Source organism: Enterococcus sp. UD-01 (genome assembly GCF_044909655.1).
GTDB lineage: Bacteria > Bacillota > Bacilli > Lactobacillales > Enterococcaceae > Enterococcus_L.
Genome location: NZ_JBIYEU010000015.1, coordinates 71,735 through 86,576 on the forward strand (window position 1 = coordinate 71,735; position 14,842 = coordinate 86,576).

16 protein-coding genes are annotated in these 14,842 nt (G+C 40.4%); all 16 read left to right on the forward strand.

Going from position 1 to position 14,842, the window contains the following annotated elements:
• Positions 1-16: 16 nt before the first annotated feature.
• The 16 genes from ABH902_RS12250 (at position 17) to ABH902_RS12325 (ending at position 14,727) form a co-directional block, all read left to right on the forward strand.
• The gene (locus ABH902_RS12250; protein ID WP_404591127.1) at positions 17-361 is read left to right on the forward strand and encodes a BMC domain-containing protein; all 345 of its coding nucleotides are present in this window, start codon (positions 17-19) and stop codon (positions 359-361) included.
• Positions 358-798 carry a EutP/PduV family microcompartment system protein gene (locus ABH902_RS12255; RefSeq protein WP_404591129.1) on the forward strand — a complete coding sequence of 147 codons (441 nt, stop codon included), beginning with the start codon at positions 358-360 and terminating at the stop codon, positions 796-798. Before ABH902_RS12250 ends, ABH902_RS12255 begins: the two co-directional genes overlap by 4 nt.
• A gap of 20 nt (positions 799-818) precedes the next feature.
• On the forward strand, positions 819-1,961 hold the full coding sequence (locus tag ABH902_RS12260) for a 1-propanol dehydrogenase PduQ (RefSeq protein WP_404591131.1): 1,143 nt from the start codon (positions 819-821) through the stop codon (positions 1,959-1,961).
• Positions 1,961-2,506 carry a hypothetical protein gene (locus ABH902_RS12265; RefSeq protein ID WP_404591133.1) on the forward strand — a complete coding sequence of 182 codons (546 nt, stop codon included), beginning with the start codon at positions 1,961-1,963 and terminating at the stop codon, positions 2,504-2,506. Before ABH902_RS12260 ends, ABH902_RS12265 begins: the two co-directional genes overlap by 1 nt.
• Positions 2,499-3,338, forward strand: coding sequence for an ethanolamine utilization protein EutJ (gene eutJ, locus ABH902_RS12270; protein ID WP_404591135.1), 840 nt, complete (start codon positions 2,499-2,501; stop codon positions 3,336-3,338). The genes ABH902_RS12265 and eutJ overlap by 8 nt, the downstream gene beginning before the upstream one ends.
• 11 nt (positions 3,339-3,349) lie before the next feature.
• Entirely contained in the window at positions 3,350-3,643 is a 294-nt protein-coding gene (locus ABH902_RS12275) for a BMC domain-containing protein (RefSeq protein ID WP_404591137.1), read from the forward strand.
• On the forward strand, positions 3,637-3,900 hold the full coding sequence (locus tag ABH902_RS12280; RefSeq protein ID WP_404591138.1) for a EutN/CcmL family microcompartment protein: 264 nt from the start codon (positions 3,637-3,639) through the stop codon (positions 3,898-3,900). Before ABH902_RS12275 ends, ABH902_RS12280 begins: the two co-directional genes overlap by 7 nt.
• Before the next feature lie 16 nt (positions 3,901-3,916).
• On the forward strand, positions 3,917-4,534 hold the full coding sequence (locus ABH902_RS12285) for a hypothetical protein (protein WP_404591140.1): 618 nt from the start codon (positions 3,917-3,919) through the stop codon (positions 4,532-4,534).
• Positions 4,531-5,094 (forward strand): BMC domain-containing protein, encoded by a 564-nt coding sequence (locus ABH902_RS12290; RefSeq protein ID WP_404591141.1) that lies wholly within the window; start codon positions 4,531-4,533, stop codon positions 5,092-5,094. The genes ABH902_RS12285 and ABH902_RS12290 overlap by 4 nt, the downstream gene beginning before the upstream one ends.
• Before the next feature lie 10 nt (positions 5,095-5,104).
• Positions 5,105-6,631 carry an acetaldehyde dehydrogenase (acetylating) gene (locus tag ABH902_RS12295; RefSeq protein ID WP_404591143.1) on the forward strand — a complete coding sequence of 509 codons (1,527 nt, stop codon included), beginning with the start codon at positions 5,105-5,107 and terminating at the stop codon, positions 6,629-6,631.
• Between the two features lie 17 nt (positions 6,632-6,648).
• The gene (locus tag ABH902_RS12300; RefSeq protein WP_404591144.1) at positions 6,649-7,299 is read left to right on the forward strand and encodes a phosphate propanoyltransferase; all 651 of its coding nucleotides are present in this window, start codon (positions 6,649-6,651) and stop codon (positions 7,297-7,299) included.
• 25 nt (positions 7,300-7,324) lie between these two features.
• The gene (gene eutM / locus ABH902_RS12305) at positions 7,325-7,603 is read left to right on the forward strand and encodes an ethanolamine utilization microcompartment protein EutM (RefSeq protein ID WP_404591146.1); all 279 of its coding nucleotides are present in this window, start codon (positions 7,325-7,327) and stop codon (positions 7,601-7,603) included.
• Between the two features lie 202 nt (positions 7,604-7,805).
• Positions 7,806-9,137, forward strand: a complete 1,332-nt coding sequence (gene nox, locus ABH902_RS12310; RefSeq protein WP_404591148.1) for a H2O-forming NADH oxidase — start codon at positions 7,806-7,808, stop codon at positions 9,135-9,137.
• Positions 9,138-9,364: 227 nt separating this feature from the next.
• Positions 9,365-10,795, forward strand: coding sequence for a helix-turn-helix domain-containing protein (locus ABH902_RS12315; RefSeq protein ID WP_404591149.1), 1,431 nt, complete (start codon positions 9,365-9,367; stop codon positions 10,793-10,795).
• The gene (locus tag ABH902_RS12320) at positions 10,785-11,147 is read left to right on the forward strand and encodes a hypothetical protein (protein WP_404591151.1); all 363 of its coding nucleotides are present in this window, start codon (positions 10,785-10,787) and stop codon (positions 11,145-11,147) included. The genes ABH902_RS12315 and ABH902_RS12320 overlap by 11 nt, the downstream gene beginning before the upstream one ends.
• 70 nt (positions 11,148-11,217) lie before the next feature.
• Positions 11,218-14,727, forward strand: coding sequence for a Spy0128 family protein (locus ABH902_RS12325; RefSeq protein ID WP_404591153.1), 3,510 nt, complete (start codon positions 11,218-11,220; stop codon positions 14,725-14,727).
• The last annotated feature ends 115 nt before the right edge of the window (positions 14,728-14,842 follow it).

Sequence of the window (14,842 nt, forward strand, 5' to 3'; positions counted from 1 at the left end):
GAAAGGAAGCGAGCGAATGCTGGAAAATAAGGCACAGCGGGTGATAGAAGAATCCGTTCCGGGAAAACAAGTAACCTTGGCTCATGTGATCGCTTCACCTATTAGTGAAGTTTACGAGTCGCTGGGTGTTGAAGAAACAGGTGCAATTGGTATTTTAACCATTTCTCCTTTTGAAACTGCGATTATTGCCGCAGATATTGCCGGTAAAAGTGCAGGCGTGACGGTCGGTTTTCTTGATCGCTTTACTGGTTCTGTTTTATTGACAGGGGACGTTCAAAGTGTGGAGGTGGCGTTAAGTGCTGTTGTCAGTCTTCTAAAAGAGCGCTTGGATTATGCAGTCGTTCCGGTAACCAAAACATGAACAAGCGCCTACTGATCATTGGACCTAAAGGCTGTGGCAGTCACATCATTGCTCAGGCAATCGAGCAAACTAAAAAGCCGATTCGTAAAGTGGCGAATCTTCTTTATACAAAAAAGACGATGCTGGTTCCAAGCCAATACTTGGAAAGCCCGTGGATGCATAAACATATTATTGCCCTACAGCAGGAAGCCTATCAGGCGTTGTTTCTTTTACCGCTGCAAGCGACGAAAAAAAGTTATCCGCCTAATTTTGCTCAAGCATTTAGAATTCCCATCGTTGGCGTCATTACTTATAAGCCAAGCGACTATTCTGAAGAAAAAAGGGCTCAAGCACGATGCCTGCTAAAAGAAATAGGAATAAAAAAGCAGCAAATGTTCGTTGATTTGACTGATGAACAAGCGCTGATCGATTTTGAACAAGCGATGAATCATGAATAAATCAGAAAGGAGGCTAAATTTTGTTTAATCAATTTAAAATGCCGACAAAAATCATTACCGGAGCTGGCAGCATCTCTGAAATACAAACCTTAGCTTTAACCCGAGTTTTGATCGTCTGCGATCCTTTTATGGAACAAAATGGCACTGCGGCCAAATTGGGGCAATTATTAAAAGAAAAAAACAGCAGCTTTAGTATTTTTTCTGAAATCGTACCGGATCCAACCATTGACATTGTAACAAAGGGCTTGGTTGAAGCAATTCAGCTGAAACCGGATGGAATCATTGCTTTAGGCGGCGGATCAGCGATGGATACAGCGAAGGTCATTCGCCAAATCTATCTAACTGCCGAAAAAGATGCAGCGGTTCAATTAATCTGTATTCCCACGACCAGCGGAACCGGGAGTGAAGTGACTGCTTTTGCCGTTATTTCCGATCCAGCTGACCAAAGTAAATATGCATTAGTTGATGATCAGATGATTCCTGATTATGCCATATTAGATCCGCTACTAACCGTCAGTGTACCGAAAAATGTTACTGCTGATACAGGAATCGATGTCTTTACTCATTGTATGGAGGCCTTGGCATCAACGAAAGCGACCGATTTTACCGATGCTTGCGCGGAAAAAGCATTGAAAATAATCTGGCAGGATCTGGTTTCGGTTTTTAATCATGGAGAAAACATTGAGCTGCGTGAAAAAATCCATAATGCCTCTTGCTTGGCTGGAATTGCATTTAGTGAAGCGTCTCTAGGTATTTGTCATAGTTTAGCTCATGCATTGGGCGGACGTTTCCATATTCCCCACGGTCGGGCAAATGCGCTGCTTTTGCCTCATGTAATCAGCTACAATGCTGGTCTGGAGCTTGAAAAGGAACTGCCTTCTTTACAGCAGTATCAAAAAATAGCAGAGAGCTTAGGCTTTAAAGCGGGGACTTCTAAAGCAACTGTTCACGCGATGATCACAGGGATTCAACGGCAGTTTAAGCAAATGGATATCCCTAAAAGCATCAACGAATGCGGAATCGATCCTGAAGAATTTTTAGCAGCTGTTCCGGAGCTGGCCGAAAAAGCGTTGGTGGATAAATGTACTTTGACCAATCCACGAGTGCCGAAAAAAGCAGATCTTGAAGTCATCTATCAAAGGCTGCTAAGAGGTGGTTGTTGATGCACTTTATTACAGAAAGCGAACTACAGACCCGTTTTCGCAATGAACCGTTTCACCAATTTACGTTGACAGAAACAGAACGGTTAACACCTGGAGCGAAACAATTTTTGCAGGATAAAAGAATCGAGCTGATCATGCGAAACAAAGAGCTATTAAAAGAAGCAGAAGATGAGGAAAGCCTCATTTCTGTGGCCTATCAAGAGCTTCTTTCTGCGGAGCTATTTGAAGCAGCTGTGTTAGCAAAGGAAAAACACTTGATTGTAGGTCAAAAATTACTCTTGTTACAAAAGAAAATCATGGCGATCTTTACGAATGAAGCTGCGGGTTCCAATGAAGGAGAATCACCGGTAAAATCCTCACTATTTCAATTTGAGGCGATTCATATTTTTAGTGAGCAAGGCTTATTACTGATTAAGCTCAAGAAAATTTACGGACTCATTTGTCTGATTTTAGCCGAAAATCCGCAATACGAATTTGCCTTAACCGCTGTGGTTCAAGAGCTTAGTGTATTAGTCAAACAATTAGTAGGGGATGCCGATGAATAATCAAGAATTAAAGAGCTGCAATCAATTGATTGCAGAATTTGAAAAAGTAGTCAAGAAACCAAAAAAACATCCTTCGAAAATATATTATACAGGCGTTGATCTGGGAACAGCGTGTATTGTTTTAGCGGTATTGGATGATCAGTTTCAGCCGGTAGCCGGAGCCTATCGTTATGCCGATGTGGTTCGTGACGGTATGGTGGTTGATTACCTTGGTGCAGTTGAAATCGTTAGCGAATTAAAAGCAGAATTGGAGCAGCAGCTGCAAACTGAATTATTCTATGCAGCAGCTTCACTGCCACCCGGAACGGACGATCTGGATGGCGGTGCCATTAAAAACGTGGTTCAAAGTGCCGGCTTTGAGCTAACCAATTTGTTGGATGAGCCAACGGCGGCTAATCAATTATTAAAAATAACAGATGGTGCTGTTGTTGATATCGGTGGAGGAACAACGGGGATTTCAATCATCGAAGCCGGACAAGTAGTCAAAGTTGCAGACGAGGCGACAGGTGGGACTCATTTGTCGTTGGTTTTAGCTGGTGCTTATAAATTTTCCTTCGCTGAAGCTGAGCTATATAAACGAGAGGCGCAACATCATGATGAATTATTGCCGGTTTTAAAGCCGGTTATTGAAAAGATTTCCTCCATCATTATGCAGCAAATTTCTGGCTACACAGTCAATGGCATCTATCTTGTCGGTGGAACAGCTTGTCTGAAAAATATCGAAACAATTATAGAAAAAACAACAGGCATTCCAACCTTTAAACCAAGCAATCCCATGTTTGCAACACCTTTGGGAATCGCCTTAAGTTGTACCGATCAAGTATTACAGTAGGAGGGGAAGAGATGGATTGTCGCATTATTAAATCACCAGGAGAAAATACTCTGGCAATTTTAAATCGTCGAAAAGGCTCCAAGGAAGAACTGGGCACGCCGGATGCCATCGGCTTGGTGCAAGGAAAATTGATCGAAATGATCTGTGCCACTGATGTTGCCGAAAAAGCAGTCGGTGTAACCATTGAAGACATCCGGGGAAGCTGCCCGCAAAATATGATTTTATTAGCCATTTTCGGTGATACTGCTTCGGTTACAGCAGCCATCGAAGAAATCAAACGTAGAGAGAAGAATAGCCAATGGTAACTGCAACCTTGATGGATAATATTTGGGCAACGCGCAAATCAGAAAAACTAAACGGCATAAAACTGATGCTGGCGCAAGTGACCGGTGGTGCGAGAGATGGCGAACGGATGGTGGTTTGCGATGTGATTGGTGCCGGTATCGGTGATCGCGTGATTATCGCGACAGGCTCAGCTGCCAGACGGATGCTGGAAGATGATTTGATTCCTATTGATGCTGCAGTTGTCGGAATCATTGATGAAAGTTGCGAGTCCGTATAAAAGAGAGTGTGACAGAATGAAAAAATTAATTTGTGCAGCAGATATTGAAGCCCTGCATAAAGAGGGGAAAAAGTCTCTGTTAATAACGAAACAAACAATTATTACGCCTTCTGCTAAAGATTTAGCAGAAGAATATCAACTTGCCTTTCAAATGCAAGCTGAACCAGAAGCAGCAATCAATCTAGCGCCTTATGAATCAATTTCTAAAGAAAGTTTGGTTTCCTTATTAAGACAATTAATAGCAGAAGCTGGCATCAATCCTGTAGCTAATTTGCCATTTGCTTATGAAAAACATACAAGCGGCATGAAAATAGTGAAGGGCACGAGCGTCAAACTCAACCCGGTACAGCCGGATAATCCGCGGCTTCGTTATCAAGAGCTGATTACACCAGCAGAAAGTCACTTTAGTGCCGGAATTCTAGAGATAGAAGAGAGTTCCTATTATGATGATACAATGCTGGAATCACTCAACTATGTCATTGCAGGAGAACTTCAGTTAACAATAGCGGGGACAACGTATACCGCCAATCAAGGCGATACTATTTTTATTCCTGAAAATCAGGCAGTTAGCTGGTCTACACCAAACAAGGTCACGATTTTATGCGGAAAATTGAAAGGTGTTGGTAAACAATGAAGCAAGCAGTCGGAATGATTGAAACGAAAGGCTTATTGGCGATGATTGAAGCTGCAGATGTCATGCTTAAATCCTCCGAGGTTCAGCTGTTAGGGAAAAATAAGGTCGGCGGCGGATTAAATACCGTTCTGATCACTGGCGATGTAGCAGCTGTAAAAACGGCGGTTCAAGCAGCAGCGGCAAGCGTCGAACGACTGGGCACGAATTTATTAGCCGGCGCGCATGTGATTGCCAGACCGGAAGTTGCGCCTGAGCTTTTTGTTCAAGCGAAAACGTTGGAAAAGTCCGAGCTCGAGCCAGTGGAGTTGGCCTCAGAAGAGACCATTGAAGTCGTTGAAGTGATTGAACCAGAACTGCTTGAAGATAATTACGCTTTAGAGCAACACGAAGTAGATCCAAAAGAAGCCCTGATACAAGAGCTTAATCAAATGAAAGTCGTTGATTTAAGAAAATTAGCGAAAGAGCAAACCAATTTTAGCATTGCCAAAAAAGAAATCTACCGCACCAGTAAAGAAAAGCTGATTGCAGCGTTGATTGATTTTTTAATAACAAATGAATAGAGGGTCATGAATGGAAACTTTTGACAAAGATTTACGTTCTGTCCAGGAAGCCCGCGATTTAGCTCGCAAAGGTCAGGTTGCCGCAGAACAAATTGCGACTTTTTCGGAAGAACAAATTGACAAAATTTTACGAAGTATGAAAGAAACAGCAAGTAAACATGCCGCTTGTTTAGCAGAAAGGGCAGTAAGAGAAACTGGCTTTGGCAAAGTACTGGACAAAACCTACAAAAATCATGCAGCATCCACCTTGCTTTATGAAGAAATTAAAAATGAAAAGACAATTGGGATTGTTGCTGAAGATCCGGCGAAAGGAACCTTTGATGTGGCCGAACCCGTTGGATTAATTTTGGGAATTATTCCGTCGACCAATCCAACCTCAACTGTGATTTTTAAAGCGATGATTGCGATTAAATCAAGAAATGCAATTGTCTTTTCACCCCATCCATCAGCACTGGATTGTACAAAGAAAGCTGCTGAAATGCTGAATCGTGCTGCTGTTGCTGCTGGCGCTCCGGAAAATATTATTAGCTGTTCCTCAATTCCGACTATGGCAGGTACAAATGAACTACTCCATGCGCCAGAGGTTAGCTTGATTATTGCGACTGGCGGTCCGGGAATGGTTAAGGCCGCCTATAGCTCCGGCAAACCAGCTCTTGGCGTTGGTGCTGGGAACTCGCCGGCTTATATTGAACGAACAGCAGATGTGAAAAGCGCCGTTGCAAAAATCATGGCATCAAAAACCTTTGACAATGGCACAATCTGTGCTTCAGAGCAGTCAATTATTTGTGAGAAGGTCAATGAAGAGGCGGTTATTCGTGAGTTAAAAGCACAGGGCGGTTATTTTATGTCTGCAGAAGAAACAGCAAAGGTTTGCCAGCTCCTGTTTAAAAATGGTCATGCCATGAATGCAAAATTTGTCGGTCGCTCTGCCACAGTGATTGCTGAAGCTGCCGGAATTACAATTCCAGCGGATACTAAAGTTCTGATTGGCGCACAAGACGGCGTGGGTGCAGGCTATCCCTTGTCCTTTGAAAAACTGACGACTGTTTTAGCCTTTTATGTTGTCAATGACTGGGAAGAAGCTTGTCACTTAAGTATTGAGCTTTTACAAAACGGAATTGGCCATACGATGAGCATTCATACCAACGATCGGGATATCGTGATGAAATTTGCAGCAAAACCTGCTTCAAGAATTTTAGTCAACACCGGCGGCAGTCAAGGCGGTACCGGAATCAGCACAGGATTGCCAATTTCCTTTACCTTAGGCTGTGGCACCTTCGGCGGTAGCTCGGTATCAGAAAATGTTGGACCGAAGCATTTAGTAAATATTAAAAAAGTTGCGTATGGCTTAAAAGATGTAACTACTTTAGTTGAAAACGATCCTACCTTTACTTTCGATGGAAAAGCTGATAGTCAGGTATGTGCAACAACGACCAATTCAACTACAAAAGCATCTGGTGTAACTCAGATAGCCGATAGCGATTTAGAAACGTTGGCGAAGGTTGTCCGTCAGGTATTGTCTGGAATGAATCAATAGAGAAATGGGTTGAATAAATGAATAATTATGAAGAGATAATCAGGCTGGTACTGGCAAAATTAGCAGAAACGAATCAGAATGCAGCGGCTGAGAATCCAAATGCGATTCCTGTAGGGATCTCCAATCGTCATATTCACCTGTCACAAAAGGATGTGGACAAATTATTTGGTCATGGCTATCAATTAACCAAATTAAAAGACCTCTCTCAACCAGGACAATATGCATGTAAAGAAACACTGATGATCTGTGGACCTAAGGGCATGATTGAAAATGTGCGAATTTTAGGACCTGTCAGAAAACAAACCCAAGTTGAAATCCTGCAGAGTGATTCGTTTAAAGTCGGTGTCAAAGCACCTTTACGCTTATCTGGGGATTTAGCTGGGAGTGCCGGAATCACGTTGATTGGTCCCAATGGATCGATTGAATTAGCGGAAGGCGTGGTTGTTGCCAAGCGTCATATTCATATGCTGCCGGCAGATGCCGAGCGTTTAGGCGTGTGTGATGGTGAAACTGTAACGATTGCCTTCACCGGCGAGCGTGGCGGGACATTGAACAATGTGATTATTCGAGCAGTTGAAAATTCTGGCTTAGAATGTCATATCGATACAGAAGAAGCAAATGCACTTGGGGTAAAACCCGGAACCACTGTTGTTATCCAAAAAAATTAATATATAACTTTAGGAGGAAATGTAAATGAAATCTGATGCTTTAGGAATGATCGAAACAAAAGGACTAATTGGTTCTATTGAAGCGGCTGACGCAATGGTTAAAGCTGCCAATGTTTCACTCGTAGGAAAAGAATTAGTCGGTGGCGGAATCGTCACAGTAATGGTTCGTGGCGATGTGGGTGCGGTTAAAGCAGCAACCGATGCAGGTGCTGCCGCAGCTCAGCGTGTTGGTGAGCTATTATCTGTTCATGTTATTCCACGTCCGCATACCGAAGTAGAAAACATCTTACCGACAGAAGCATAATCAGAGGTTGAGTCAAAGGTCGCTTAGGCTTGAGCAATTGGAGTAAAAGACGAGCAATACGCTTTCTGTATTGAACGAATTTTATGAAATTGCCGAAGAGCCTGACATTTGACCACCGTATAATCAGAGGGTGAAAAGGTGAAGCATAGCATTTAATTGTGCCTCACCTTTTTATTTAGCAACGAAGCAAAAGGGGGACAAAATGAATAAAACAGTCATTATCGGATCAAATCATGCCGGGATTGCCGCCGCCAATACATTGCTGGATCAATACCAGAATCAAGAAGTCGTAATGATCGAAAAAAATTCTAACCTTAGTTATTTGGGCTGTGGAACAGCACTTTGGGTTGGTCGGCAAATCGATTCTTATGAAGGCTTATTTTATACGAAAAAAGAAGATTTTGAAGCCAAAGGAGCTAAGATTTATACCGAAACAACCGTGGAAAGAGTGGATTTCCAACAAAAACAGGTTATTTGCACGTCTAGCACGGGAGCCACTTTTTGTGAAAGCTACGATACCCTTATTTTAGCAACCGGTTCTAAACCGATTGCGCCAACTATTCCGGGCGCACAGCTGGAAAATGTTCATTTTTTAAAACGATTTCAGGATGGCCAAGCTGTTGATCGCCTAATGACAGAGCCCAAAATCAAAACTGTAGCGGTCATTGGTGCAGGCTACATTGGTGTCGAAATTGCCGAAGCAGTCAAGCGCAGAGGAAAAAAGGTACTGCTTTTTGACGGAGCCGACCGTTCTCTGCCGAGTTACTATGATCAAGAATTTACTGATCAAATGGATAAAAATCTGTCAGAAAATGGCATTGAACTTCATTTTGGTGAAATAGCCAAAGAATATAAGGGCACAAAAGCCATTGAAGCAATTGTAACCAGTAAAGGCAGCTACAACGTGGATTTAGTGATCAATGCTATCGGCTTTTTACCCAATAATGAGTTGGGTAAGGAACATCTAGAGCTGTTTCACAATGGTGCGTATTTAGTAGATGAATATCAGCAAACTAGTGATCCTTCCGTTTATGCGGTGGGAGATTGCGCTACAATTTATTCAAATGCACTGAAAAAAATCAGCTACATTGCTTTAGCGACGAACGCTGTTAGAACGGGGCTAGTTGCCGGTCATAATATAGGTGGAACCAAGCTAGCCTCCTCAGGTGTTCAAGGATCGAACGGTATCTCGATTTTTGGTCTGAACATGGTTTCAACTGGGCTTTCCGTAGCAGCCGCGAAAAAAAATGAGCTTGAGGTATTGTACACTGACTACGAAGACTTGCAAAGGCCTGCGTTTATGTCAGATAATGCTGCGGTTAAGATCCGCGTTGTTTATGAAAAAGACTCGCGTAGAATCATCGGCGCGCAAATGTGCTCGCGAGCGGAGATTTCCATGGGGATCCATCTATTTTCATTAGCCATTGAGCAAAATGTAACGATTGATCAATTAAAGTTACTGGATATATTCTTCCTACCACATTTCAATCAGCCGTATAATTACATTACAATGGCTGCCTTAACAGCAGAATAACGTCAAAGACACAGTTGCCTGATTCGCACTGTGTTTTTTTTTATTTTTATTAGAAAGTAAACCTGTCCGTAATTTAGTAGATTACATTATTAAAATAAGTGATAGTTTTTATATCTTTTTCCAAGCTTTTTATAATAATAAGAAAATATTTGTAAAAAAAACCGATATTTCCTTTTGATTATGACGAAATAGAATAGTAGAATTAGGTTGAAAGGATGAAGTTTTGTATGTTAGGGAATGAACTTTTAACAGATAGGTATCGCTATAAATGGTTAATTTTAAGATATATTGAAAATTATAAGAATCATTTTTGTACGCTATTTAATTTAAGTAATATTTTAGAAATATCTTCCTATAAAGTAGAAAGGTATCTTGAAGAAATCAATGATGATTTAAAATTAATTGGAAGTGACAGCTCCGTTGAACTCACGTTTAAATCAGAAATTGTTTCGACAAGAATCGATCATTTGTTGCTTAAAAAAATGCGGATTAAGTACCTATATGATTGTGAAATGTTTACTATGCTTCATAACTTTTTTGTAAGTGAACTGCCGATTAAAAAACAGCTAGATCATTTACATATTAGCCAATCAGCGAGCTATCTGCTACATAGAGAATTAAAAGATATTCTTAGCGAGGAAAAATTGAAGCTAAAAAATAACCAAGTTTTGGGAAACGAGCTGGATGTGAGAAGTATTTTTTTTAGTACTTATTACGAATTATTTAACGGAATTAAGAATCCTTTTCCTGAAAAAATCCGCAAAATGAGTCTAGCTATTTTAAATCAGCTTACAGAACAGTTTTTGTTAAATATTCCTAAAACGAAAGAATTAAAGCTGCTTTTGTTTTTAGATGTTTGGCTGATACGCATCTCAAATGGGCATTATATGGATAAATCATATGTGACGTATGAAAGGCTTGATTTTACCCATTGGTTGAAAAAAATGTTGATCACTTTATACGATTTACCTGAAGAAGTAGCAGAACACGAGATGGCTTATCTGGCCATGTTTTTTCATTTTGAAATTGATAAGGTCACGTTTATTGATGATTATGCCGTTTCTGAAGCTTATGAGCAAGCAACGGCACTGACCAAAGAGTTTTGTCGCCTTTTTTCTGAGTGGTTTCATTATGAATTAACACAGCCGACTCTTTTAATGGAGTTAACGGATATCAATGTCAAATGGCTCATTTATCATTTTAGGGAGCAATCATTTATTGTAAAAGAAAAATTTAATTATTTTCAAGAAATCAATCCACGTTTAGATCAATTTATTAAAGCATTTATTCAAAAAATTGAAAAAAAGCAAATATTTCAATCAGACGCAGAACGCAACAAGCTTTATTATGATTATTTATTTTTATTAGTTACTAAGGTTCCTATAGAAAATATTGAGGAACCGATTTATATTTGTATCGATTTTTCGCATGGCAATAATTACAACCAATACATTCGTATCATGTTGAGTTCACTGCAGTCTATGAATATTTATTATCAAGAAAAAATTGATGCAGCTACCAATCTTTTTTTATCGGATTGCGCGATGGAAAATTTATCTTGTGAGCAGCTAATTTGGAAAAAACCGCCGACTTCTGATGATTGGAAAGATTTAGGTGAGTTACTGGTTATTATTAAGGAGCAAAATAGTGAAGGATAAGAATTTTGTCTGGCTGCTTCTGCCATTATTTATCGCTAACCAATCGACGTTTCCAATCATTGAATGGGACAATAAACAGGAAAAACCTCCCGAGTATCAGTTTGAAATTACTGACGAAGGTGAAAATGAAATCGTTATAACCAATGATACTTACGAGGCACACCAAGCCAAAATACGCAGAAAAAAATTCCAAGCGATTGAACAAAAAATGGCACGTTTAGAAAATGAAAAACCTGTTTTAACAGCAACTGACAAACAGATACAGTTAGGTCAAATTCTAGCAAGTATGTCTGGAGGCGTGTTATATGGTGAGAAAGAGTTTTTCAATTTTGAGGAGGCATTTGAAGAATGAAGGGATGGCATAAGGACAAAAAAAATAAGTAATCGCAATGAAAATACTGAATAAGAAGGGGAAAGAAAAAGTGAAAAAGAAACTATCGACATATTTTAGTTTATTGGTACTATTAAGTTCAGTTTTAATCATGCCATTAATAGGAATTGCTGAAGCAACCAGTGAAATGGGGGAAACGCCAGCAAGCAACACACCATTAACTGCCGTAGACACGACAACCAGCTCTCAACAGGAAAATCGTCAACAGGCTGATGCATCGGCAGCACTTGAAGAACACTCTATCTTTAACGAGTCGGAAACCGATCAACAGCAACAGACGGAGTCGACTCAGTCCGTCGAGCAACGAGCAAGAGCTCTGACAGTAAAACCGCGTGCAGCAGTCAATGATGTAATAACGGCAATGACTATCACTGATAAGGATGGCAATCCACTAGATCATGAAATCGGTCAATGGGAAAATTTTAGAGTAAACGGGACTTTTTCTTTGCCGAACAACCAAGTTTCAGAAGGCGATACTACGACCATCACCTTGCCTTCAGAGCTGAAGTTCGGGAATACGACTGCGTTTGATTTGAAGGATACGAATGGGAACATAGTAGCAAAAGCAGTTATTTTTCCTGACACAAAGCAAATTGTTTTGACGTATACAAATTATGCTGAAACACATTCAGATATTAGCGGATCATTTTTCTTTTATGCAGGTGTAGATACAACTGTCATTAATCAGCAGCAAACGGTTGTTACCTCGATTGATGTTGACGGAAAAGCCTTTCCAATTGGATTTGATTTTGAGGGTATTGTAAAAGAGGCTCATCCTATCTCAAAATCCGGCTGGTTTATTGATGGCAATGACCAGCAGCTGCAATATTATGTAGCTGTAAATCGTTCAGGCAAAGCGTACCCAAATGCCAAGGTAACGGATTTTATCAAGAGTAATGGTGTGACGTATTTAGCTGATTCTTTTAAAATTTACAAAGGCGAATGGCAGCGAAATGCTAATGATACGGACTGGGTTTTGGCAAATCGAGTGGATGTTACCGCAAATTATTCGGTAAACGTTGCTCCAGATAAACGCTCATTTTCAATTGATTTTGGTCAGATTGGCGCAAATGATCAGTTTGCGTTGTATTACAAAGCTGAAATGAGCTATAAGCCAGTAGCTGGGGAAGTTATCGAAAACACTGCCAGCTTATTGTCTGATAATGTCGTAATTAAAGAAGGAAGCGCGAATACTCTGTATCAAGCGGGCGGTGGTGCAGCGGAAGGATACAATTATACGATTCATATCCATAAACAGGATGAAATCGGCAATGCATTGGCCGGTGCGGAATTTGAAGTTGTTCGAGATAGAACTGGTCAAACGATCGAAACAATCACTACAGATACTAATGGAGACGGTCAGTTTACAAACCTATTGAAAGATAATTATACAATTAAGGAAACCAAAGCACCAAACGGATACGACTTATCAGGTGAGGAAATAAAGATTGCTCCTGCTGATTTTGATAGCAATAAAGAAGTTTTTAAAGATGTGGTAAATAAAAAGAGCGTCAGTTTGCCGACAAATATTCAGTTAGAAGCTGTAAAAGAATTAACGGGTAAAATTCTAGCAAACGGACAATTTAATTTTGAGTTATTGGATGATCAAGGTACCGTATTACAAACGAAAAGCAATGATGCTGCCGGAAAAATCAGCTTTGATCCAATTAATTATACGCAAGAGGGAACGTATGACTATACCATTCGTGAAGTCGCTGGAACCGACAGCACGATTACGTATGACTCGACTGAATACAAAGTGACGGTCACTGTTACCGATAATGGAGGACAGCTGGAAGCAACGGCCAATTATGCCGGACAAGCGATTTTCAAAAACACCTATCAGCCAGCAGCCGGTGACATCGTATTGGAAGCAAGTAAACAGCTGGATGGAAAGCTGTTGACGGCTGGACAATTTAATTTTGAGTTATTGGATGATCAAGGTACCATATTACAAACGAAAAGCAATGATGCGTCTGGCAATATCTACTTCGACCCAATCAACTATACGCAAGTTGGAACCTATAACTATACAATACGTGAAGTCGCTGGAACCGACAGCACGATTACGTATGACTCGACTGAATATAAAGTGACGGTCACCGTTACCGATAATGGAGGACAGTTGGAAGCAACAGCAAATTATGCTGGACAAGCGATCTTTAAAAATACGTATAAGCCGACAGCCGGTAATATCGTATTAGAAGCAAGTAAACAGCTGGACGGCAAGCTGTTGACGGCTGGACAATTTAATTTTGAATTAGTAGATGATCAAGGTACCGTATTACAAACGAAAAGCAATGATGCATCTGGCAACATCTACTTTGACCCAATCAATTACACCCAAGCAGGTACGTATGACTATATCATTCGTGAAGCAGTGGGAACAGATAGTACCATTACGTATGATGCAACTGAGTACAAGGTAACAGTAACAGTTGAAGATATTGCAGGACAATTAACAGCAACGGCAGTTTATGAGAAAACACCGTTGTTCAAGAATACCTATAAACCGGCACCAGAAAGCGCCGTATTAGAAGCAAGTAAACAATTGGAAGGGAAAAAATTAGCGAGCGGTCAATTCAGTTTTGAGTTAGTAGATGAACAAGGCAACGTTCTTCAGACTAAAGAAAACGATGCGCTCGGAAAAATTTATTTTGATCCGATTAATTATACAGCAGCCGGAACATACAAGTATATCATTCGTGAAGTAGCCGGAAACGACAATACAATTACTTATGATACCACTGAGTATCAGGTAACGGTTACGGTCACAGATCAGAACGGTCAATTAGCAGTAACAGCCTCTTATGCAAGTGAAGCACGCTTTAAAAATACGTATTCTGATCCTAGTCTGGGCAAAATTACCTTGAAAAAAATTGATAGCCAAACTTCTAAAGTCTTGGCAAACGCTGAATTTGAGCTGCAAACTAACCAGGGAACGACGTTAAGAACGAACATTGCCACTGGAGCGAATGGAAAAATCACGATTGGCAACCTAGAACCGGGTGATTATCAATTGGTAGAAACCAAAGCACCCAAAGGATATAAAATAGATAAAACGCCTGTGAAATTTTCGATTAAAAAACAGAATAAATCATCAAAGGAAAAAATAGTGGAGAAAAAGAACAGCAAAGTAAATCACGGCGTTCTTTTGAAGAAGATTGACAGTAAAACGAGTCAGACATTGTCAGGAGCAAAATTTGTCTTGAAAGATGCTGGCGGTCGTATCATCGAAGAGAATTTGATTACAGACGAAAATGGCTTGATTTACGTCGATCATTTAACTGATGGGACCTATCAATTCGAGGAAGTGGAAGCACCAGCTGGTTATCGTTTGGATCAAGCACCTGTTCCATTTAAAGTGGAGGCGGCTAAAGAGCAACTCGTTGAAGTGACGAAGAAGAATACGCCGCTTGCTCAAGGACGATCTTTGCCGAAAACTGGAGAAAAATTAACAAGGAACAGTAACTTTATAGGAATTTTGCTTATTCTGTCAGCTGTTTATGTTTATAGAAAGCGCAGAGTTCGAAATAGCTAAATAAAATAGAGTAGAAAAAGTGTAGTGACCCCAAAAAGTTAGACTTTTTTCGGAGTAGAGAAATCTACTCCGTTTTTTTATTTGTTGTTAAGCTGTTTTACTTTCGGTTATTCGA

Bases quoted from the DNA above. Each gene is read 5' to 3' on its own strand.
- ABH902_RS12250 (WP_404591127.1), top strand. From the start codon at position 17: ATGCTGGAAAATAAGGCACAGCGGGTGATAGAAGAATCCGTTCCGGGA.
- ABH902_RS12255 (WP_404591129.1), top strand. From the start codon at position 358: ATGAACAAGCGCCTACTGATCATTGGACCTAAAGGCTGTGGCAGTCAC.
- ABH902_RS12265 (WP_404591133.1), top strand. From the start codon at position 1,961: ATGCACTTTATTACAGAAAGCGAACTACAGACCCGTTTTCGCAATGAA.
- eutJ (WP_404591135.1), top strand. From the start codon at position 2,499: ATGAATAATCAAGAATTAAAGAGCTGCAATCAATTGATTGCAGAATTT.
- ABH902_RS12275 (WP_404591137.1), top strand. From the start codon at position 3,350: ATGGATTGTCGCATTATTAAATCACCAGGAGAAAATACTCTGGCAATT.
- ABH902_RS12280 (WP_404591138.1), top strand. From the start codon at position 3,637: ATGGTAACTGCAACCTTGATGGATAATATTTGGGCAACGCGCAAATCA.
- ABH902_RS12285 (WP_404591140.1), top strand. From the start codon at position 3,917: ATGAAAAAATTAATTTGTGCAGCAGATATTGAAGCCCTGCATAAAGAG.
- ABH902_RS12290 (WP_404591141.1), top strand. From the start codon at position 4,531: ATGAAGCAAGCAGTCGGAATGATTGAAACGAAAGGCTTATTGGCGATG.
- ABH902_RS12295 (WP_404591143.1), top strand. From the start codon at position 5,105: ATGGAAACTTTTGACAAAGATTTACGTTCTGTCCAGGAAGCCCGCGAT.
- ABH902_RS12300 (WP_404591144.1), top strand. From the start codon at position 6,649: ATGAATAATTATGAAGAGATAATCAGGCTGGTACTGGCAAAATTAGCA.
- eutM (WP_404591146.1), top strand. From the start codon at position 7,325: ATGAAATCTGATGCTTTAGGAATGATCGAAACAAAAGGACTAATTGGT.
- nox (WP_404591148.1), top strand. From the start codon at position 7,806: ATGAATAAAACAGTCATTATCGGATCAAATCATGCCGGGATTGCCGCC.
- ABH902_RS12315 (WP_404591149.1), top strand. From the start codon at position 9,365: ATGTTAGGGAATGAACTTTTAACAGATAGGTATCGCTATAAATGGTTA.